At 72.2% G+C, this 21,756-nt stretch carries 11 protein-coding genes; 3 read left to right on the forward strand and 8 right to left on the reverse strand.

All coding sequences use genetic code 11. The features are described 5' to 3' along the window. Positions 1–11 precede the first annotated feature (11 nt). A complete protein-coding gene (locus ACFY3N_RS14990) occupies positions 12–1,019 on the reverse strand; it encodes a LacI family DNA-binding transcriptional regulator (RefSeq protein ID WP_390817087.1) in 1,008 nt (335 codons plus the stop codon). Between the two features lie 323 nt (positions 1,020–1,342). Between ACFY3N_RS14990 and ACFY3N_RS14995 the strand changes: the two genes are divergently transcribed. Beyond that, the gene (locus tag ACFY3N_RS14995; RefSeq protein WP_390817088.1) at positions 1,343–3,232 is read left to right on the forward strand and encodes a hypothetical protein; all 1,890 of its coding nucleotides are present in this window, start codon (positions 1,343–1,345) and stop codon (positions 3,230–3,232) included. Further along, positions 3,229–3,954, forward strand: coding sequence for a DUF6250 domain-containing protein (locus ACFY3N_RS15000; protein ID WP_390817089.1), 726 nt, complete (start codon positions 3,229–3,231; stop codon positions 3,952–3,954). The genes ACFY3N_RS14995 and ACFY3N_RS15000 overlap by 4 nt, the downstream gene beginning before the upstream one ends. A gap of 234 nt (positions 3,955–4,188) precedes the next feature. On the opposite strand, the gene fusA is transcribed toward ACFY3N_RS15000, so the two are convergent. Next, complete coding sequence (gene fusA / locus ACFY3N_RS15005) at positions 4,189–6,234, reverse strand: elongation factor G (RefSeq protein ID WP_390817090.1); 2,046 nt, start codon at positions 6,232–6,234, stop codon at positions 4,189–4,191. Positions 6,235–6,706: 472 nt separating this feature from the next. Between fusA and ACFY3N_RS15010 the strand changes: the two genes are divergently transcribed. Beyond that, a complete protein-coding gene (locus tag ACFY3N_RS15010) occupies positions 6,707–8,113 on the forward strand; it encodes an MFS transporter (protein ID WP_390817091.1) in 1,407 nt (468 codons plus the stop codon). 93 nt (positions 8,114–8,206) lie between these two features. On the opposite strand, the gene ACFY3N_RS15015 is transcribed toward ACFY3N_RS15010, so the two are convergent. From ACFY3N_RS15015 to ACFY3N_RS15040, 6 genes are read right to left on the reverse strand one after another with little or no spacing between them, the layout of a single operon-like run. Further along, positions 8,207–9,967, reverse strand: a complete 1,761-nt coding sequence (locus ACFY3N_RS15015; protein WP_390817092.1) for an Hsp70 family protein — start codon at positions 9,965–9,967, stop codon at positions 8,207–8,209. Continuing rightward, the gene (locus tag ACFY3N_RS15020; protein ID WP_390817093.1) at positions 9,964–10,773 is read right to left on the reverse strand and encodes a hypothetical protein; all 810 of its coding nucleotides are present in this window, start codon (positions 10,771–10,773) and stop codon (positions 9,964–9,966) included. The genes ACFY3N_RS15015 and ACFY3N_RS15020 overlap by 4 nt, the downstream gene beginning before the upstream one ends. Beyond that, a complete protein-coding gene (locus ACFY3N_RS15025; protein WP_390817094.1) occupies positions 10,770–12,512 on the reverse strand; it encodes a hypothetical protein in 1,743 nt (580 codons plus the stop codon). Before ACFY3N_RS15025 ends, ACFY3N_RS15020 begins: the two co-directional genes overlap by 4 nt. Continuing rightward, positions 12,512–17,977 carry a DEAD/DEAH box helicase gene (locus tag ACFY3N_RS15030; RefSeq protein ID WP_390817095.1) on the reverse strand — a complete coding sequence of 1,822 codons (5,466 nt, stop codon included), beginning with the start codon at positions 17,975–17,977 and terminating at the stop codon, positions 12,512–12,514. Before ACFY3N_RS15030 ends, ACFY3N_RS15025 begins: the two co-directional genes overlap by 1 nt. Further along, entirely contained in the window at positions 17,974–18,966 is a 993-nt protein-coding gene (locus ACFY3N_RS15035) for a hypothetical protein (RefSeq protein WP_390817096.1), read from the reverse strand. Before ACFY3N_RS15035 ends, ACFY3N_RS15030 begins: the two co-directional genes overlap by 4 nt. Continuing rightward, a complete protein-coding gene (locus ACFY3N_RS15040) occupies positions 18,963–21,023 on the reverse strand; it encodes a hypothetical protein (RefSeq protein ID WP_390817097.1) in 2,061 nt (686 codons plus the stop codon). The genes ACFY3N_RS15035 and ACFY3N_RS15040 overlap by 4 nt, the downstream gene beginning before the upstream one ends. Positions 21,024–21,756: the final 733 nt, after the last annotated feature.

A 21,756-nucleotide genomic window follows, 5' to 3' on the forward strand; every position in this document is an offset into this window, starting at 1 on the left:
GGCGGGGGGTGTCAGCCGCTCTCCCGCACCACCAGCCGGTGCGCCGCCCGCAGCACCCGCGGCCGGGTCGCCCGGGCTCCGTCGACGCCCTCCAGCAGGGCGGTCACCGCGAGCCGGGCCAGCTCCCGCTTGTCCGGGGCCACGGTGGTCAGCGGCGGTGCCGTGTAGCGGGCCGCCTCGATGTCGTCGAAGCCGACGACATCGAGGTCGCCGGGGACCGAGAGGCCGCGCTCGCGTGCCGCGTGCAGCACGCCCTCCGCGAGCGTGTCGGCGAAGCAGAACACCGCGTCGGGCGGCTCGGGCAGGTCGAGCAGCGCGTGCGCGGCGGCGGCGCCGTCGGCCCGGTGGTAGGCGGCGACGGGCGGGGCGAGCGTCTCGTCGTAGGCGAGGCCCATCGCCTCGAGGGCCCGGCGGTGGCCGGTCAGCCGGGTGGCGGAGGTCGCCGCGTGCGGCGCGGTCTGCCGCCCGACCACCGCGATCCGGCGCCGGCCCCGGGCCAGCAGGTGGGCGGTCGCCTCCCGGGCCGCGCCGGTGTTGTCGACGGTGACGTGGGGGCAGGGCAGGTCGTGGACGCGTTCGCCGAGCAGCACCAGCGGCGCGGGGTCCGGGGCGCGGGCGGCGGCCCGGTCGTCGAGCGCGAGCGGACTGAGGATGACCCCGTCGACGAGCGGGTCCGTGCGGCCGAGCGCGATCTCCAGCTCCGCCTCCGGGCGGCCGCCGGTCACCTCCACGAGCAACGTGCAGCCGTGGGCCGCCGCCTCCCGCAGCAGGTGCCCGGTCAGTTCGGCCCAGTACGGCATGGTCAGTTCGGGCACGGCCAGCAGCAGCACCCCGCTGCGGCCGGTGCGCAGGCGCCGGGCGGCCGTGTTGGGCCGGTAGCCCAGCTCCTCCACCGCGCGCAGCACCCGCTCCCGCGTCGTCTCCGAGAAGCGCCCGGTGCCCCGGACCACGTTGGAGACGGTCCGCATGGACACCCCGGCCCGCTCCGCCACCTCCTTGAGCCCCGTCACCGTGCGCATCGCGTCAGGTTAGAGCCGGGGAGGACGTGCGGGAACCCGGGGGCGGGCCGGCGGGGGCACTGTCACGGGCTGTTCACGCGCCGAGCGCGGTCCACGGGTGCCGTACTGCCGGAGCGGCCTCGCCCGAACGACAACCGAGCGCCCCTTCCGTTGACTTGTGATCGTTTCATTTCGTTCCTGTGGCAGAACGGCCCGAAGCGGCGGGGGTGAGGCAGGGTGAACACGGGCGGTCTTCACGGCGGGCCCGCGCCGCCCATCCCTCCCTCCCCTCCCCTCCCCTCCCCTCCGGAGCGGACCTCCGCCCTGACGAAGGAGCACCGACCGTGCACCCGACGCACCACCGAAGAACCGGCGCGACCGTCGCGGCCGCCCTGCTGGCGGGCCTGCTCGCCGCACCCACCGCCGACGCCGCCCCCGCGGCCCCCCGCCGGGTGGTGGAGAACCTCGACCGGGGCCTGGTCGCCGTCCCCTCCGGCAGGGGGACCTTCCTCAGCTGGCGCCTGCTCGGCACCGAGTACGCGCGTGAGGGCGACGACATCGCCTTCAACGTGTACAAGAACGGGCGCAGGCTGAACCACGCGCCGATCACCCGCTCGACGACCTACCAGGACGACACCCGGGGCGGGGGCGCCTACACCGTCCGGGCCGTCGTCGACGGCCGGGAGCGCCGGGCGGGCCGTGCCGCGCTCGAACTCGCCGCCGGCCACGCCGAGATCCCGCTCGCCGCCGCCGACGGCTACACCGTCCAGCACGCCTGGCCGGGCGACCTCGACGGCGACGGACGGTACGAACTGGTCGTCAGCCGGCTGTCCGCCGACCGCTCCGGCACCGACCTGCTGGAGGCGTACACGCTCACCGGGAAACGGCTGTGGCGTGTCGACCTCGGGCCGGGCTCGCTCGCCCAGGCGCCCGGCAACGGCGCCAACGACCCGGCGCCCGCCGCCATCAGCGGTTCGACGGCCATCGGCGGGTACCGCAACGACGACAACGTCACCGTGTACGACCTCGACGGCGACGGCCGCGCCGAGGTGCTGCTGCACACCGCCGACGGCACCACCTTCGCCGACGGCTCCCGGGTCGACGCGGCCTCGCCCGCCGACCAGTTCGTCTCCGTCGTCGACGGGGCGACCGGCGCCGAACGCACCCGGCAGCCGGTGCCCGACGACCTCACCGCCGACGGCCCCTCCGGCGGCCACTTCGGCATCGCGTACCTCGACGGCGAACACCCCAGCCTGGTCACCAAGCTGGTCACCCGGGTCGGTGCCAGGCGCGGCGCGTTCCGCGTCCTGTTCCAGACCTGGGACTTCGACGGCACCGACCTCACCCGCCGCTGGAAGTACGCGGTGCCCGCCGACAGCGGCGCGAGCAGCTTCCACCAGATCCGCACCGTCGACCTCGACGGGGACGGCCGGGACGAGATCGCCGACGGCAACTACGTCGTCGACGACGACGGCACCCTGCGCTACGTCGTCGACGGCGCCGGGCACGGCGACCGCTTCGACATCGCCGACCTCGACCCCGCCCGGCCCGGCCTGGAGGGCTTCGCCGTCCAGCAGTCCGAACTGGGCGTCGTGTCGAACTTCCCCTGGTACTACTACGACGCCGCCACCGGCGAGCGCCTGGCGACCGGCGCCCACCCGGCGAACCCGGTGAGCGACGCCGACCTGGACGTCGGCCGCGGCAACGCCGCCGACATCGATCCGGGGCACCCCGGCTACGAGTACTGGACCTCCGCCGCCGACGTCACCCGTCCCGGCGCGGGCGTCTTCAACGTCCGTGACGGCAAGGTCGCCACGACCACCCCGAGCGTCAACTTCCGCATCTGGTGGGACGGCGACAAGGCCGCCGAACTCCTCGACCTCACACACGTCGAGAAGTGGGACCCGGCGACCGGGACCGGCACCACGCTCTTCGCCCCCTCCGGCGTCGTCTCCGGCGCCCGCAACGCGACCCCGTTCTACGGGGACCTGATCGGCGACTGGCGCGAGGAGATCCTCGCCGAGACGGCCGACCACACGGCCCTGCGCCTGTACACCACCACCGAGCCGACCTCGACCCGCCTCTACACCCTCGCGCAGAACCCGGCCCACCGCCTCGGCTGGACCGTGCGCGGCTACCTCCAGTCCACCTACACCGACTACTACCTCGGCACGGAGACCCGCCGTGTCCCGAGGCCCGCCCTCACGACCCCCGAAGGGAGCCGTCTTCCGTGACCACCACGCGCAGGACCTTCGCCGCCCTCGCGGCCGGGGCCGCCCTGGCCGCCGTCGCCCCGGCCGGCGCCGCGCAGGCGTCCCCCGTCCACCGCGGCCGCGGACGCCTCCTCGCCCGTGACGACTTCCGCCACGGACTGCGCCGGTGGGCCGTCGAACTCGAGGACGGCGGCAGCGTCACCGCCTCCCGCGGCGTCCTGGAGATCGACGTGCCGAGCGGCGCGACCGTCTGGTTCCGGCAGCGTCTGGAGGGGCCGTACGTCCTGGAGTACACCGCCACGCCGGTCGCCGAGGGCGGTGCCAACGACCGCGTCTCGGACCTCAACAACTTCTGGAACGCCACCGACGTCCGCTCCCCGCACGACCTCTTCGCCACCCACCGCGGCGGCGCCCTGGCCGAGTACGACCACCTGCGGACGTACTACGTCGGCTACGGCGCCAACACCAACACCACGACCCGGCTGCGCCGGTACGTCGGCGAGGCGGGCGTGCGCCCGCTGGTCCACGACTACACCGAGCCGCTGCTCGTCCCCAACGAGCCGAACCACGTCCGGATCGTCTCCGAAGGCTCCACCGTCCGCTGGTGGAACAACGGCCGTCTCGTCTTCGACCACCGGGACCCTGAGCCGTACACGGCCGGGCACTTCGCCTTCCGGACCACCTGGAGCCACTTCCGGATCAGCGACTTCCGGGTGTGGCGTACGCGGCCCTCCTCACGCTGACCGGGAGAAGGCCGCCGGCAGGGACCGGGCGAGACGGCCGGCCGGCGGGTCGCTTCCGCGGGCGCCGGCCCCGGGCGGCGCCGCCGCGGCGTCCACGGTGGTGCCGGTGGTGTCGTACCCCTGGTCCCGGCGCCGGGGGCACGCCTCTGACCGACGCCGGCGGTCGGGGCGTGTCCGTACGGCGGCGGGGGCCCCTCCAGGCCCCGGTTGCCGGAGGGGCCGCCGTTCAGCACGTCACCGCACGGGCGCGGGGACCGGTGCGTGGCCGGTGGGCCGGGTGGTGAAGGTGCCGCGGCCCTGGGTGCGGCTGCGCAACCGCGTGGCGTAGCCGAACAGTTCGGCCAGCGGCACGGTGGCGGTGACGACCGTCGCGCCGGCCCGGGTGACCGATCCGGTCACCCGGCCGCGCCGCGCGGCCAGATCGCCCAGCACCCCGCCCACCGCGTCCTCGGGCACGGTGACCGTGACCTCGACGACCGGTTCCAGCAGGACCATCGCGCAGGCCCGCAGGGCGCCTTGCAGTCCGAACCGGCCGGCGGTGCGGAACGCGGTGTCCGAGGAGTCCTTCACATGGGTCGCCCCGTCGGTGAGCACGACCCGCAGCCCGGTCACCGGGTGACCGCCCAACGGCCCCTCGGCCAGGGCGTCCCGGCAGCCGGCCTCGACCGCACGGACGTACTCCTGCGGCACGCGCCCGCCGACGACCGCCGAACGGAACTCGAAGCCGGCGCCGGGCGCCTCCAGCGGCTCGACGTCCAGCACGACGTGGGCGAACTGGCCGGCCCCGCCGTCCTGTTTGACGTGCCGGAACACGAACCCGGACACCCCGCGGCCGACGGTCTCCCGGTAACCGACCCGGGGAGGGCCGACGTTGACGCCCAGTCCCTGCTCACGCCGGATCTTCTCCACCGCCACCTCCAGGTGCAGCTCGCCCATGCCGGAGAGCACCGTCTGACCGGTCTCCGGATCGGTGCGCACGACCAGCGAGGGGTCCTCCTCGGCGAGCCGCGCGAGTGCCGGCGCCAGACGCCCGGTGTCCGTGCCCTTCACCGCCTCGACCGCCACGGAGACGACCGGCTCGGCGACCCCCGGGGGTTCCAGGACCAGCGGGGCGTCCGGTGCGCACAGGGTGGAGCCGGCGCGGGCGGACCTGAGCCCGGCCACGGCGACGATGTCCCCGGCGACGGCCCTCTCCAGCCGGTCGTGCCGGTCGGCCCGTACGCGCAGGATGCGCCCGATGCGCTCGGAGCGGCGCGCGGTGGCGTCCCACACCGTGTCCCCCTTCTCGATCGTTCCCGAGTACACCCGCAGGTAGGTCAGCCGCCCGGTGGCGGTCGCGTTCACCTTGAACGCGAGGGCGGCCAGCGGTGCCGCCGGGTCGGCGGCCCGCCGCTGTTCGGTGCCGTCGCCCTCGTGCGTACCGCGTACCGGCGGCACGTCGAGGGGGGACGGCAGGTAGGCGAGTACGGCGTCCAGCAGTGGCTCGATGCCGCGGTTGCGGTAGGCGGAGCCGCACAGGACGACGACGGCGTCACCGTCGCGGCTCAGGTCCCGCAGGGCCGCGGCGAGCGTGCCGGTGCCGAGCGCGCCGGTGGCGCAGAACTCCTCCAGCGCGCCCGGATGCAGCTCGGCGACGGCCTCCTCCAGCAGTCGGCGCCGTCTGCGCGCCTCCTCGCGCAGTTCGTCCGGCACCGGTGCCGTGTCGTCCGCCTCGCCCTCGTCGGTCCAGGTCAGGGCCCGCATGTGCAGCAGGTCGACGACGCCGGTGAAGGTGTCCTCCGCGCCGATCGGCAGCTGCACCGCCAGGGGTACGGGGTGCAGCCGCTCCCGGATGGAGGCGACGGCGGTGTCCAGGTCGGCGCCGGCCCGGTCCATCTTGTTGACGAACGCGATCCGCGGCACACCGTGCCGGTCCGCCTGCCGCCACACCGACTCGCTCTGCGGCTCCACACCGGCGACCGCGTCGAACACGGCGACCGCGCCGTCGAGGACGCGCAGGGAGCGTTCCACCTCGTCGGCGAAGTCGACGTGGCCCGGGGTGTCGATGAGGTTGATCCGGTGACCGTCCCAGGCGCAGCTGACGGCGGCGGCGAAGATGGTGATGCCCCGGTCGCGTTCCTGCGGGTCGAAGTCGGTGACGGTGGTCCCGTCGTGCACCTCGCCGCGCTTGTGCGTGGTGCCGGTGGCGAACAGGATCCGCTCGGTGACGGTGGTCTTGCCGGCGTCGACATGGGCGAGGACGCCCAGGTTGCGGACGGTGGCGAGGGGGTGGGTGCGCATGGCCCGTGGCCTTTCGGGGGTTCCGGAAAAGGGCTGCGCGATTCCCGTGACGCACGACACCGCGGTGCGATGGCGCGCCGGCGGTCAGACGTGCGTCACGGGCATCCGGTGCCGGCTGCGCAGCGGGCACCGGACGGACCGGGACACCAGGATCACCACGGACCGACGGGACCGGGAACGGGGAGCGGCGGCAGCGGCGTGATCACGCACGGCCCGTCTCCCCTCACTGGTCGTGGATGCGCGGCCCGGTGGCGGGCGGCGTCCGTGCGGTGAGTGTAGGGAGGGAGGGGAGGACCGGGCCACGCAATATTGCCGTCTCACATATCGGTACGACGCTTCTGGTCAGTGAGATGTCTGAGATCGTTGTACGGCCCACACGGTTCGCGCGGCCTCCCGTGAGGTGGACGCGTGGCGCGGTGCGGGCCGCCGGCGTACGCCGCCGGTGACCGTTCCTCCCCGGAAAGACCGTGAAATGCCCGCACCAACCACCGGCCCGGCCCCCGTCAACTCTCGGTCCCGGGTCCTCATCGCGAGCCTCATCGGCACGACGATCGAGTTCTACGACTTCTACATCTACGCGACCGCCGCCGTCCTGGTCTTCCCCAAGCTCTTCTTCCCGACCAGCGACCCGACGACGGCACTGCTGTCGTCCTTCGCGGTGTTCGGCGCCGCGATGGTCGCCCGCCCGATCGGTGCCGTGGTCTTCGGGCACCTCGGCGACCGGCTCGGCCGCAAGGGCACGCTGGTGGCCTCGCTCCTCACCATGGGCATCGCCACCTTCCTCATCGGCGTGCTGCCCACCTACGCGCAGGCCGGCTGGGTCGCCACCGCGCTGCTGGTGCTGATGCGGCTCGCGCAGGGCTTCGCGCTCGGCGGCGAGTGGAGCGGCGCGGCCCTGGTCGCCACCGAGAACGCCCCGAAGGGCAAGCGCGCCCTCTACGGCACGTTCCCGCAGCTGGGCGCCCCGCTCGGCTTCATCATCGGCAACGGGCTCTTCCTGATCATCGGCGCGCTGCTGCCGTCCGCGGCGGGCGCCGACCCGTCCCAGCCCTCGGACGCCTTCCTGAGCTGGGGCTGGCGCATCCCGTTCCTGTTCTCCGCGGTGATGGTCGCGATCGGCCTGTGGGTGCGCATGCGCCTGGTGGAGGCGCCGGTCTTCTCCAGGACCCGCGAGGCCGGGCTGGTGCGCAAGCTGCCGCTGGCCACCGTCTTCCGCAGCCACTGGAAGCAGCTGGTCCTCGGCACCTTCTTCATGCTGGCGACGTACGTGCTCTTCTACCTGATGACCACGTTCTCGCTGAGCTACGGCCGTACGCCCGGGGACGCCGCCGTGCCCGGCCTGGGGTACGGCTACACCACCTTCGTCCTGATGATGATCTTCGGGGTGCTGTTCTTCGCCGTGTTCACCCTGGTCTCCGGCCCGCTCGCCGACAAGTACGGCCGGCGCGCCACGCTGATCGCGGTCACCGCCGGGATCCTGGTCTTCGGGCTGGTGTGGGTGCCGCTGATCGGCATGGGCACGCTGGGCGTGGTGCTGTGGCTGGTGCTCGGCTTCACGCTGATGGGCATGACGTTCGGCCCGATGGGCGCGCTGCTGCCGGAGCTCTTCCCGACGAGCGTGCGCTACACGGGCTCCGGGATCTCCTACAACGTCAGCTCGATCCTCGGCGCGGCCGTCGCCCCGTTCATCGCGGTCGCCCTGTGGGAGGCCGGCGACGGCTCGCCGTGGCTGGTCGGCGTCTACCTCTCCTCGATGGCACTGCTGACCCTGGTCGCGCTGCTGCTCGGCAAGGAGACGAAGGACGTGGGGCTGGACGAGGGCGAGGCCGCCGGCGACTCCGGCCGGGACGAGACGCCCGTGCCCACCACGGCTGCCTGAACCGTCCGCGGCCCCCTCTCCCCGTCCGGGAGAGGGGGCCGCGGTGTGTCCCAGGGGCAGCGGTATCGGCTGCGAACACACGAAGGAGACGGGTCAGAGTCCCCCCGTCACCACTCCCTGCGGCTCGCCGTTGACCGTCACCGCGGGGTCGGCCTCCACCACGCGCACGGACATGTCGATCGGTGCGGGGCGGGCGTTGGCCGTTTCGGCTGCCGAGAGGTGCCGGACGTGGGAGGAGCCGTCGGCGAACGGGCGGACGGTGTGGGCCAGGAGGCGGGTCAGCTCGTCGTCGAGGCCGTGCTGCAGTGGGGTGCCGTCGGGGCCGAAGGAGTCGATCTCGCGCTCGGCGAGCTGCTTGCCGGTCTCCGCGTGGGTTGCGGTGAAGCGCAGGATGCCGCTCTCGTTGTAGCGGAACTTGATCTCGATCTTGTTCCGGCGGATGTCCTGTTCCCGGGTCGGGAGATGTACCTCGATGTTGGCCAGGGGAAAGGCGCGGTCACTGTCGGCCGGGTAGCCGACCTCGCCCTCGATCACCGGCACGCGCACGGAGGAAGCACCCGGCGTGTCCGGGTAGAAGTTGGCCGAACCCTCCGCGGGGAGGGTGGCATTGCGTCGGATGATGGCGCGGAAACCCTTCTGCTCGCCCGCGCTCACGGCCGTTCCCAGGTCGTAGCTGGTCACCAGGGAGAAGTCGCTGTCGTCGCCGAGTTCGCCGTCGAGGGAGGCAGCGTAGATGGCCGCGCCCCGGGCGACGGCGGTCATGGGCCGGCACAGGCCGCTGTCGACGACGCGGTCGTGACCGAGGAGCTCGCCCAGGGCGTGACGCACCTGGGGGATCTGCGAGGTGCCGCCGATCATCAGGACGGAGTCGATGTGGTCCGGGGTGATGGCCAGGTCTTCCAGAGCCTGCTGGACCGCCTCCAGGGCGCGGGTGATGAGCGGGGTGATCGCCTCGGTGTACTCGGCCGCGGTGATCCTGACCTCACGCTTCGAGACCGAGGGGGCGAGGCCGACCGGGAGGTCGAAGTAGAGCGCGCCGTCCATCGGAACGGACGACAGGGCGATCTTCGTCAGCTCGACCGACCGGCGCCACCGGCGTCGTTCGGCCTTGGTGAGCCGGTCCGCGGTCAGGCCGATCTTCTGCTGGATCAGCTGGGCCAGCGCGTTGTCGAACTCCAGGCCTCCGAGGGCGGTGATGCCGCGGGAGGTCTGCTCCTCGAAGAGACCGTCGTCGTATTCGAGGACGGTGACGTCGATGGTGCCGCCGCCCCAGTCGAAGACGAGGAAACGGCCGGGGATCGGGACGTCACGGACGTACGAGATCGCAGCCGCGGTGGGCTCGTTGAGCAGGGCCCGGACCTTCACTCCGCCGAGTGCCGCCGCGGCACGGGTGCGGTAGCGGGCGCCGCCCGTGGCCTTGGCGGGGACGGTGACGACCGCGTCGGAGAGGTCGAGCAGCTGGGCGGAGACGCCTTCCTTCATCCGGCTGAAGAGGGAGGCGGCCGCGACCGTGCTGTGGAACTTCTCCGAGCCGACCCAGGCGTGGTGTTCCTCGAGCTGGGCGGCGACCTCGAGGCCGTCGGCGTCACCGTCCTTCTCGGCACCGGAGCGGGTGCCGAGCATGCGCTTCACGGCGTCGAGCGGCTCGCCGGTGCCGGTCTTCGCCTCCCAGCCGAAGCAGAGGGTGCGCTGCAGGTCGCGGACGGACAGCACGGAGGGGAAGAGCTGGTCGAACTCCGACATCCGCCACTGGGCGGGCACGTTGTCGCCGTCGATCGGCAGCACTTCGGTGGTGTGCCCGTTCCAACGAGCGACCACGGAGTTGCTGGTGCCGAAGTCGATACCGAAGGTCATCGCGTTCCCCTTTGCGTCATGCCAAGTCGCTTGCTCACCGCAGCACGCAGCGTCTGCCGGTAGGCCAGCGCCGGAGCCGGGTCCACCGCTCCTGTTGCAGCACTGGGATCGACGATCCCCGGTGCCGGAACTTCCTGCCCGGCAACGGCCCGCAGCCAGCCGCGTTCGACGAGCTTCCCGGATTCCTTGTCGACGTAGGCCGGTGCGACGAGTTCAAAGGTGACCGGCCCTTCCTGTATCACGCCGGGCTGGTCCTCCACGACGTTGAACAGCGACTGATCACCAGCGTCGCCGACGATCTGCAGGCCGGCCTTCGCCGCCTCGTGGTCGAGGCGGGTCAGCACCACCTTCAAGGTCTTCGCGTCCAGCGCCTGCCGGTGCAGGACGGCCAGCTGGGCCAGGTGCATCTGGCGGGTGCGGATGCTCTCCAGCACACCCTTGCGTACCGCTTCGGTGAACTGAGGAAGCACTCGTCGCATCAGCTCGGCCCGGAAGGCGGAGACCAGATCGGCCTCGGTCTCCCGGTCGGCCAGCGCTGCGCCCAGTTTTTCCGTCGCTTCCTCCAACTCCCTTTCCACCACGGGCAGGAGCGTCTCGTTGACCGAATTCAGGATCGCGGCGGCGTCCAGGCTCCCTGGGGCGAACTCGGGCAGGTGACTCTCGGCGAATCGCCAGGGCGCAGCCTCGGCCGCCCTGCGCTCACCACGATTCCGCACGCTTCCGCTGTTCGGTCCACGTCCCCGGTTCTGCCGGTCTCCGTCACGAGGGCCGGAACCACTGTCGCCTTTACCGGCTTTGTTGCTCACGATGTGCTGCTCTCTGGGTCTTCAAGGGCTGCGGTGTCTTCGGCAGCCGGGGAAAGGCGTTCTGTCGCCCTGGTGATTATTTCCCGGGCCGCCTCGGTGCGGGACCACGCGCGGTCGCTGTCCGTGGGCGGCTCGGTGAGCCTCTGCAGGGGCTCGGGCGGGAGTTCCAGCCGGTGGCTCGTGCCGACGGGATCGTTCCAACGGTGCGGGGCGAGCGGGACGGCGAACCGGGGTGTTTCCTGCTGCTCCCGTTCGCCCCTCTCGATCATGTCCTTGGCGCGGTTGATCTGGACTCGGCCGGCGTCGTCGAGCTCCTTCCGCAGGGCTCGCCATGCCTTCTTCCACTCGTCCGCCCCGTCGGTCACACCGAGCACCAGGTAGGGGTTGAGCGGCTGGTCACGTTCTCCGTGGGGCCGGCCCTCCAGGAAGCTCCGGTTCTTCCGCAGCGTGGCAACGGCGCCTCCGCCGAGCTGCTCCCGCACAGGGGGGCGGCCCTCGGCATCCTGCTCCAGGAGTTTGAGGGACTCCGCCACCTCCGGGCCTGCGCGCAGGTATGCCTGGACGTTCTGGGCCTCCCAGCGCACCGGCTGCGAGTGGTGCCGGAGCCTCGCGGCCATGGTGAGCGCCGCACTCCTCCGTCGCTCCGCCGTCTCGTCGTCCCCGTGGAGGAGGGCACGGTGCATCTGCCGTACGGCTCTGACCAGGGTCCGCACACCGATCCAGCCATTGAACCTCTTGTTGCTCGCGCTGCGCGCGCCGGGGTGAATCCGCTCCAGGAGGACCCACAGCCGCTCGTCGGCGACGAGGTCGTCCGGGACCTCTCCGGTCCGCCGCACCTCTCGCAGGGTGTCCAGGAACTTCTGCGTCGGCGGCAGGAGGTCGGTCCACTCCTCGACGGCAGCCTTGGCGTCGCCGGCCTGCAGCCTCACCAGCAGGCGCCAGTCCTGCGGCCAGTCACGGCCGGGTTCCGTGCCTGGTCCGGCCTCCCGGCGCTCCCGTTCCAGGGGCCAGGCCAGCAGGTCCATCTCCTCGTCGGTGAGGGACGCCGGGTCCAGGCGGGCGCGGAAGTAGGCGGCACGGGAGGTGCCGTCGCGCTCGGGGACCGCGCCGATCCACTCCTCGTCGATGTAGTCGTCGAGGAGCGGCCGGGGAAGCCTCGCCAGGAGTGCTCTCTGCCGAGGGGCCGGCAGGTTGGTCTCCGTCAGGCGACGGTCGTCCTGGTAGACCTGCCACATGCTGCCCGGCTCCCCCAGGAGCGGCAGCGGCTTGTCCTCCAGCAGGGCGCGGGCACGGTCGTGGAGCCGGCCGTTGAAGACGTCCAGCCCGTGGTCCTGTGCCATGACGAGCAGGGAGACGCCTTCGACCGGGTCGTCCTGCCGGGCCGCCGCGTCGGCCACGGCCTGCGCCAGCTTCCCTGCGGAGAGCGTTCCGGCCTCCGTCTTCAGCGTGTCTGGCAGCATGAGTTCGGCGAAGGAGCGGGCCCTCTCCCAGGCTTCCCGGTCGGCGAATCCTTCGGGAACCGGCTGGGGCACGACCGGTTCCGGAACCGGCTGCTTCTGCTGCGGAACGACCGGAGCGGGGCTGCCGGCGGCTTCCGCGACTCGTGGAGCCTCCGCGACGGTCCGGCCCTGGAGGCGGGCCTGGCGGAGGGCGAGGCGGCGGGCGATCTCGCGCTGCCGCAGCTCCTCCACATGGGCCTGCTCGTCCTGGCCCGCTCCCAGCGGGATTCCTGCTGTCATCAGAGCTCCTCCGCGAAGGTGTGCACCTGCTCGATCACCGCGGCAGGGGTCCGGTCCAGGCCGTAGGAGTCGACGAGGGCGATCCTGTCGGCGAGGCCTCCGGCACGGACCTCGTGGCGCAGGGCCCGGAGCCGTTCGTTCCCGCACTCCTCTGCGGCGGACTCCAGCGGATGCTTGACGGCGACCGCGACGGGCTCGCCGGTGAAGTCCGAGGTGAGGAACGCCACCGGGCCGGCAGCGGTCTCCTTCAGGCTGACGCCGGGCTCCTCGTCCGCCCAGCCCCTCAGCAGGACGGCGTGCTCGTCCGGGTCGATCCGCAGTGTCCGGCCGCGCAGGGCGTCGGTCAGGTCGCGGGCGAGCCGCCAGTCGTACAGCGGGTGGAGGCGCATGTTGGAGTAGTCGCGCAGGCAGGCGTAGCAGGAGCTGCGGCAGTTCCGCGCGTGCTGGTCGGCCTCCAGGTCGTGCACGTAGCGGTCGACCGCCCGGAGGAACTCCTCGATGTGTTCCTCCGAACCGAGGTGGGTGCTGAAGCCCGCGCCGTTGTCGAGGCTGTCCGCCAGGTAGGCCATGACGGGAGCGGCTACCGGGGCGTCCGAGCCGTGGATGCCGCTGAGGAGTTCCTCCGGCTGCACGTCCAGGTGCGGGGCGGCGGCACGGCGCAGCAGGGCCGCCAGCGAGTACCAGGCGGCGCGCCGGCCGTGGTACGCCTCGGGAAAACCGTCGGTCTGCCGGGACTTCGAGATGTCGAAGCGCAGGCCCCGGTCCGTGTCGAGGGCGTCCTTGGCTCCGATGAAGAGCATGTCGGTGTGCTGGGTGGCGCCGAGGGCGGTCTCCAGGTCGGCTTCCGCCTTGGGATTGTCCAGAGCGAGGTACCCGCGCCACGGGCCGGTGTTCTTGACGAACCGGAAGAGCTTTCCGGCGTTTGTGTTGACGATGTAGCGGTCGCCGCTGCCGGTGTGCACGACCATCCAGTCGTCGGCGGCGCGGTGGATGCGCGGGGCCGTCTTCTCCAGGTCGGTGGCGGTCCGTGCGCTGGTGGCGTTGGAGCCGAGTTCCCGGTAGCCGTCGTAGTCCCGTGCTTCGCGGGCGGCCCGGAAGCCCGCCGGCTCCCGGAAGGGAACGGCCCTGTAGTACTTGCTCTCCGCTCCGCAGGCGGGGCAGGTGCCGGCGTCCCCGGTCTCCGGGTCGACGACGGCCTGCGGGTCCACGTGGGAGCAGATCCGGCACATGGCGACCAGCTGTTCCGGGCCGAACGGCTCTTCGGCGGCCTGCACACCGCGACCGCTCGGGACGAGGGAGACCACTCCGCTGGAGCGGAGCAGACGGCCGTCCTGCGGGGTCTCGCTGCCCGGTGCGAACTTGCTGAGGGCGACGGCCAGGTCGCGGTTGACGGAGTCGGCCGGCGGCCAGGGGAAGGTCTTCTTCGGGATGCTCCGGTAGAGGAGGCGCGAACGGGTCGGGAAGCCGAACATGGGCAGGAGTCCCGCCTCCGCCAGGCGCTGGCTGAGCTCGGGGTGGCCGACCGTCCTCGCCGCCACCTCGTCGACCTGGCCGAGGAGTTCGTCGACGGCGGTCACCGGATCGAGGGCGGCGACGCTCTCCGGTGTTCCGGCCCGGAGGGCGGCGGCAGCGGCCCTGACGCGGTCCGGGTGCTCGGCGATCCAGCGGCGGACGGCGCCGCGGTGCGTCGGCCAGTCGGCGGCGAGGCCGAACTGTCCGTGGACGTTGCTCGTCATGTCCGGCCCCTTCCTGCGGTCCTTCGGCTGCAGGGGCTCGAAGGCCTGGCGCAGGACCTCTCCCAGCAGGACCCGCCGGAAGACGGAGACCATGCCGAGGACCAGGTAGGGCGGCGGGGTCGGGTCGTTGGTGATGGCTTCCGGGCGGGCGAAGTAGTGCTCGTCGTGGCTGCGGCCGCGGCAGACGGTGAGGGCCACGGCGACCGGGCTGTTGCGCCGGCCCGCGCGCCCCACCCGCTGCTGGTAGTTGAAGCGGGTGGGCGGCATGTTGGCCATGATCACGGTGTTGAGGGGGCCGATGTCGACACCGGCCTCCATGGTCGTGGTCACGGAGAGCAGTTCCAGGCCGTCCGCCTGCGGGACGTCGTCGTCGCCGAGGAAGACGTCCTGGAAGAGGCCCTGCCGGCGCTGGGCCTCCAACCGGTCCGTCTGGCCGGTGAGTTCCGCGGTGCGCAGGGGGAAGTCACCGGTGCGGTGGGCGGCCTTCCAGGCGTAGTAGTCGTCTTCGAGGACTCCGTCGTACTGCTGGGGCAAGGCGGGCAGCGGGGTCAGGCACTTGGTGCACAGTCCCGCGCCCGGGTGGAGGTGCGGCCGGTGGCAGGAGCGGCACGTCCAGGTCTTGTTCTCGCCGGAGCGGAGCGCCACCTTCTCCGGCTTGATGACGTAGTCGACCACGGCGTCCTTCCAGACGCCGAGCACCCGGTCCGTGACCGTCTCCAGATCGGTGCCCTGGCGTTCGGCGACCTGCTTCCAGAAACGCTTCAGGGGCGCGGGCGGCCTCTGCAGGGAGGCACGTATCCGGGTGAAGCGCCGCATCAGGCCGAGGATCCGCAGGCTGGCACGCGCCACGGCCTGGTCGCTGTCCAGGCCGATGTCCAGGGGCGAGCGGTCGTCGCGCAGGCAGAGCCAGCCGAGTCCGAGCGATTCGAAGTCACGGCCGCCCCCGGAGAAGAGGCTTCCGATGGTCTCGAGGCGGAGGCGGGAGCGGAGGCGGTCGAGGAGTTCCTCCTGTGCCTGGGTCTCCACCACCGCTTCCCGGTCCCGCTCCCAGTGGTAGAGCGCGGTCCAGGACTGCCCGGCCGAGGTCTGCTGGAGCGAGGCCGCGGGACCGGCGGGGTTGGTGCCGTACGTCAGCAGCATGCCTTCGAGATCGGAGGCCAGGTCGTCCAGGGAGGGCAGTTCGGAGAACTTCCGCTCCAGGTCGGGCAGGAGTTCCGGTTCCGCGTCGAGGTCGTCGGCGAGGATCGCCTTCAGGCGCCCCCAGTCCGCCGGGTTGCGGTCCCGCAGCCGTTCCATGGCGGAACGGGCACCGGCACGGTCGACGGCCTCCCCGGCGTAGTGGGCCTTCACCAGCTGGAGGTCGCCGAACGGGTCCCCCTGGCTCTCGACGGCCCGGGCACTGAGCAGGCGGAGGAGGTCCTGGTAGTGGCGCAGGGCGAGACCGCTGGCGAGTTCGGAGGCGTCGTCGCGGCTGTCGGAGAAGGCGATCGCCTTGCGCCGGCCGTCGGGGAAGTGGCCGAGGGCTTCGGTCACCAACACCTGGTTGATCTTGTAGAAACCGGTGCGCATCCGCCGGACCGGCGCGTTGCGCAGCCGGTCGGGGGATTCCAGCGGGATGAAGCGGCCGTCCCTGTCGTGCTTGATCTCCCAGTCGTCGCCGCAGGCGGGGCATCGGGTGGGGAAGGCCTGGAGCCGGGCCGGGTCGTAGGCGGGCTTCTTGTTCTCCTTGTCCAGGGGCACGGAGATGTGGAACGACCATCCGGTGTGCTGGACGTCCTGGTTCTCCAGGCGGCCGGTGGCGGGCTGGTAGGCGCTGCGGCGGAACTCGAACCCGACCTGCGGCCCGCCGTCGGACAGGCCCGCCTGCCAGCCGGGATCGTCGAGGCCGAGGCCCTTGGTGCGCGGCCAGTACACGACGTAGTTCGCCGCGGTGGGCACGCCGCTGGCCTCGTCGGGGAGCAGGTCCATGTCCGGGAAGTCGGTGTGGAGGGCACCGGTGAACTTGCGCCGCCGGGTGTCCTTGGGGCTGGCGTACCCGCCGAGCATGAGGTCGCCGCAGGCCTGGCAGGAGAGGAGTTCCAGGACGCGGGCGCCGCAGGTGCAGCGGGAGGTGGGTTCGGCGAAGAGCCGGCCGACCCGGCGTCCGGTGTCGTGCTCCACGGGGACGTGGGGGCAGTCCGGGTCGGAGCAGGCCCAGACGCCCTCGATGTTCCGGAAGAAGAAGTGGGCGCGGAGCTGGGGAAGACCGGGGTCCTGGGCGGCGCCGAGTACGCGCAGCACTCCGTGGAGGGCGTCCTGGCGCTGTTCCTCGGGGGTGTCCGGGAAGAGGTTCTCCGCCAGTTCGGGGGCGGGCAGGGCACGGGGCTTACCGCCGGGGGTGAGGGCGTGCTGGAGCGCCGGGCCGAGGCCGGTCTCCCGGGCCAGGGCGGCGGCTTCGTCCTGGGTGACGGGGGCCTTCGCGGCCTGAGCGAGGCGTTCGGTGTGGGCGGCCAGGTCTCCTCCGCCGCGGATCTCCTTCGTCCTTCCGGGGATGATCACGCGCCGGGAGCCGGGCAGGGCGAAGAACCCGTCGAGGAAGTCGTCGTCCCGGCCGGCCTCCAGGGAGGCGGAGGCGGCGAGCACCCGCAGTTTCTCGGGGCTCTTGTCGAGGCCGAGGCGGTGGCGGAGGTTGCGCAGCAGGTAGGCCACCTCGGTGCCGGCCGTGCCGCGGTACATGTGGAGCTCGTCGAGGATCAGGGTGAGGCGGGCGCCGGGGGTTTCCTCCAGCCACTTCCTCGTGGCGCCGAAGATGTGCTCCTCCTGCTTGCGGAGCAGCATGATGTTCAGCATCGAGTAGTTGGTGATCATGATGTCCGGCGGCGCGGCCTGCATGTCCCAGCGGGCGTGCATCTCCGCTCCGCCGAGGCGCGGGACGAAGGGCCGCAGCTCCTCGCCGAGCTTCTCGTCGGCCTTGCGCTGCCGTTCCTGGACCTCCCGCAGGTACTGCCTCAGGCGGAAGTGCGCCGGCTCGGAGTCGCGGCTGCCGGAGACGGGGGTGGCTCCGGTGTAGCGGCCGAAGTAGAAGCGGTGCCCGTTGCGCTTGCGGTCCAGCCAGGCGTGGGCCTCGCGGCTGTCCAGCGACTTCCGGAGCCGGACCAGCTGGTCGTCGGCGAGGGCGTTGGTGGGGTAGAGGATCAGCACGCGCACGGCGGCGGGGTGACCGTGCTCGCCCTGTCGGCTGGGCACGTGGTCGCTGTCTCCCTGCCACCATTCCCGCTGCACGGCGCGGGTGCCCTGCCAGTGGGCGGACTCGGCGACCAGGTCGGCGAGGACCGGCAGCAGGAAGGACTCCGTCTTGCCGGAACCGGTGCCCGCGGTGACCACGAAATCCTTGCCCGCGCAGGCGGCGACCAGGGCGTCGTGCTGGTGCTGGTAGAGGCTGGTCACGCCGTCGGGGAGGGTGAAGCGGGCGAATTCGGCCGCGTCGGGGTGCGCTCCCGCCTCGGCGAAGGACTCCTCGATGCCGGCGTCCCGGGAGGCGTACTGCGGGCGCAGCTCGATCAGCGGGTCGCGCCAGGCTCCGTTGTCCCGGTCCAGGAGGTTGCGCCGTTCCTCCATGACGGAACGGTCGTCGACGCTGAACGGGGTGTCGTAGTAGCGGAAGAGGGCGCTGCGCAGGTCGTCGAACGTACCCATGACGTCCTGGACGTCGGTGTCCGTCACCGCCGTCGTCTGCTGTTCCAGGCTCACTTGGCCCTCCCGCCGGTGGCTGCCACCGGTCGCGGCATGATCTCCAGGTTCTGTTGCAGCGAGGTCGCGATCGCCTCGGCGAGCGCCCTCGGCACGTTGTCGTACGCGCGGGTCTGCGCCTGCTTGCCCGTCGTGGGCGGGAAGCCGCTGCACAGGACGGCCGCACGCTCGTGCAGGGCGGGCAGGGGCGCGTACCGGTCGACGAAGAGCCGGCCGACGCCGGCCCGGCCCTCGCCGGACTCCGGCCGCCAGCGCATCGCTCCGGTGCGGTGACGGGCGAGCTCCAGGTAGACGCCCGTCTCACGGTCCACCGCGTGGAAGACGCCGTTGCGGCGGACGCGGGTCAGGCGCGCGTAGTCGGCTCCGCGCCACCGGTACAGGCCGTCCTCGTCGTCCCTCGTCACGGGGACGAACCGCTGGAGGCGCAGCTCGTACTTCTCCAGCGTGGCGACGGTGCTCCCGCCGGGCGGTGCGGACTCGGGGCCCGGCGCCGCCTGCGGAAGCAGCTCCGCCAACTGCAGGGCGGCGCAGGGCACGTGGCGGACCCTGAGGAACTTCGCGGCTTCCTCGAGGGCCCGCGGGTCCTCGTACTGGAACAGGAGGGTGTCGGGCAGCGGGGCCTCACCGGCCTCCGGCCGGTGGGGGACGGTGATCAGTTCCATCCACTCCTGTGCCGCCTCCTCGACCCGCGCGCTGATCCGCGCGGTACGCGCGCCGGTCAGCAGCGCGAGGCCGTCGGCGTGGGGCAGCCGGGTCAGCACCGGCGGGGCCACCGACCAGCGGTCGGCGCGCGGGTCCACGTCGATGAAGCCGAGGGCGGCGGCCTTGCGCGTCCAGTCCCAGTCGGCGTACTCCTTCAGCTCCAGGCCCCGTGCCCGGGCCTGGCCGCGGATCCCGTCGCGCAGTGCGAACGCCCTGCCGCTGCGGCTCTCGCTCAGCCAGCGCAGGAGGATCCCGCCGAACTCGGCGCTGCTCGTCGTTCCCGTCATCGGTCCAGCTCCTTCGCCGCCTGCACGTACGCGGCCCACGAGGGGTCGACGGACGCCTGCTGGGCGTTGAGGACGGCGCGGGCCCAGGCCCGCGGGTTGCCGGCGCTCTTCGGTTTCGGTGTTCCGGGGTTCACCGGGCGGCCCTTCCAGCGTCCGCTCCGCCGTTCCAGGAGCCAGCCGCCGATACCGTGGAAGCCTGCCTCGAAGCGGAGCGGGGCGGGGGTGTCGGGGAGACGTTCCGTCCACCAGTCCGGCTGCTCCGGGGCCTGAAGCGTCCACAGCCGTCCGTCGGCCGCCGCGAACAGCACCTCGTCCGCGTCCCGGCGGCACAGCTCCATGACGGCCGCCGCGTCCTGGGAGGCGGCGCCCGTGCAGTCGGCGCCGGTGACGCCGGTCGGCAGGGTCCGCTCGTCGAGGAGGGAGGGTGACGGGGAGGCCTTGCCGTCCACGACGGTGAAGCCGCAGGTCTTAGTCACCTTCGGTTCGACGACGGCCTGGTCCGCGGTGGCGAAGCCGATCTCCGCGCCCGCGTAACTCACCGTGTGGCGGCCCGGTTCCAGCCGGAGCACGGCCAGGGGGACGGAGCGGCCCGCGGCGATCGCCTTCCTGAGCCCGGGCCGCTCCTTGCCGTCGACCAGGAGGGTGCCCGTGCCCTCCGTGGCGTCCGGGAGGACCACCTGGGGCTCGCCTCCCCGCAGGTACAGGTGGGGGTCGAGCGAGGGCGCGAGCTTCAGTCCGCCTTCGAGGCGGAGCTTGAACTGGGCCGGGGGCTGCAGGAGGCCGACCGCGCCCTGGACCTCCTTCAGCGCCCGGCGCAGGGTGACCGCGTCGTCGAAGGTGACGGGCTTGTGCAGGGACCAGCCCTGCGGCACCCAGGCCAGCTTGCTCGTGTCGGCGCTCCGGCCGGTGGTCGCGGCCTTGTCCAGCAGCCGCTGCACGTCCCGCTGCGCGGTCGGGGCGGCGAGCACCACGTGTGCCTCTCCCGGACGGAAGCCGTCGGTGCCGGCCCACACGCCGAGCACGTCGTCCCGTGCGAGCACCAGGACGGAGGAGGCGGGGCGGCTGAGCACCAGGGCGTCCCCGTCGCGGCGGATGCCCCTGGTGAGGGTGTCCGCGCTCGGGGCGGGCAGGCCCGTCACCTCGTAGTAGGCGGTGTCGCCGAGCTGTTCGAGGACGACGCCGCCCCTGAGCTCGATGCGCTCCTCGTGCTCCGCGGACCGCAGGCGCGCCACCCAGCCGAGACGCCCCGCGTCCAGCCGCACCAGGAGTTCGGCGCGGGTGACACCGGTGGGCACCAGCTCGTCCGAACCGTCCCAGGAGGCGGCGTAGTTGCCGATCAGCTTGGCGAGGAAGGGGCGGAACTCCTCCTCCTGCAGGGCGTTGCGGAAGTTCTTGGAGAAGTGCTGCTCCATGCCCCGGATCTCGACCTGGGCCAGCAGCGTCTCCCCCGGCAGCGGCCAGGTCGTGCCGTGTTCCCGCAGTGACCGGAAGAGCTTCGGCAGGAAGGACCGGTCCGCGCCGCTGAGGAGCGCCTGGGACTGGGCGAACCCGATCATGCTGCGGTTGGAGGGCAGGTCGGCGGGGGCGGGAAGGGTGCACAGGCCGCGCGCGCCCTTCTGGCTGTGCTGCCAGGAGGCCAGTACCTGCCACATGCGGGATACGGGCTCGTAGTGGTGGCTGCCCAGTCGCTTCCCGTCGCCGGTCAGCAGCTCGGAGAAGCGGGCGTGGTAGGCGGTGGCCCGGTGGTTGCGGTCGTTCACCATCCGGGACGCGGCGATCACCGAGCAGGCCAGCAGCGGCAGGAAGGCGGGCACGCCGTCCTTGTCCTGCTGCCGCCTGCGCCAGCGGTAGTCCTCCAATGCGCCGTACGGTTCCGCGGTCTCCAGCCGCAGGAACCTGCCCACGCACCGGGCGAGGGGCTCCTCCAGGCCGTATCCGTGCCTGAGCTCCTGCTCCACGTCGTCGTCGACGTAGAACAGCGTCGGGTGGCCCGCGTGCTGCCGTCCGAAGAACTCCTCGGCCAGCACGTCCTGCCACACCTGGTAAGAATGATCCACCCTGTCCCCAAAAGAGAGGTTCCGATGCCCTGTTCGTGAAGTTCCCCGGCACGGAACGGTCTTCCGCATCACCCTGACCCGCCACTGAGGACGGGCCGCTACCGAACGCCCCCTCGGGCGCGGCCCTCTACGGACACCGCCCGGCGCAACCCGACGGCGCACAACTCACAGAGAAGTCCCACCCATCCCCCACCATTTCCACGAGCATCCCTTGTAGCAATCGCACGACCACCCGGAAGGCGTGGCCAGAACTTCACCAAGGGTGATGCATCCGCGGTGATCGCGACCCCCATCGCGATGACCCGGGTGCATCAATCAATGCAATCTACAGCCGAAGATTATCCGCGCTGATGTCACGAACGGGACGGGGGGCCGCCCATTGGACTGCCGTTCGGGCGGCACTCCCCGGATACACGCGCCACACCACCGCGACGACTGTCGCCCGCACCCCGCCGGCGCCCCTTCGGCGTGCACCGCCCCACCCGTCCGACCTGCTCGGACGCGTGCCCCCGCACTCCCCTTCGACGGGCGGACCCGTCTTCGTGCGCGGCTCCCCACAGAAGAACGCGCGGCACTTCTCGACCATCCCGATCTCCTCGCGAATCCTCTTTACCCATGCCCGATTGGAGCCACATCGACCGAAGGCTTCGCTGCACAAGCAGTATCCGGTGACGGCACAAAAGCCGTCCGGGACTTCTACCTGACGACGCCTCAGCGACTTCCCCATATTCAG

Origin of the sequence: Streptomyces sp. NPDC000348, assembly GCF_042898795.1 — a bacterium.
GTDB lineage: Bacteria > Actinomycetota > Actinomycetes > Streptomycetales > Streptomycetaceae > Streptomyces.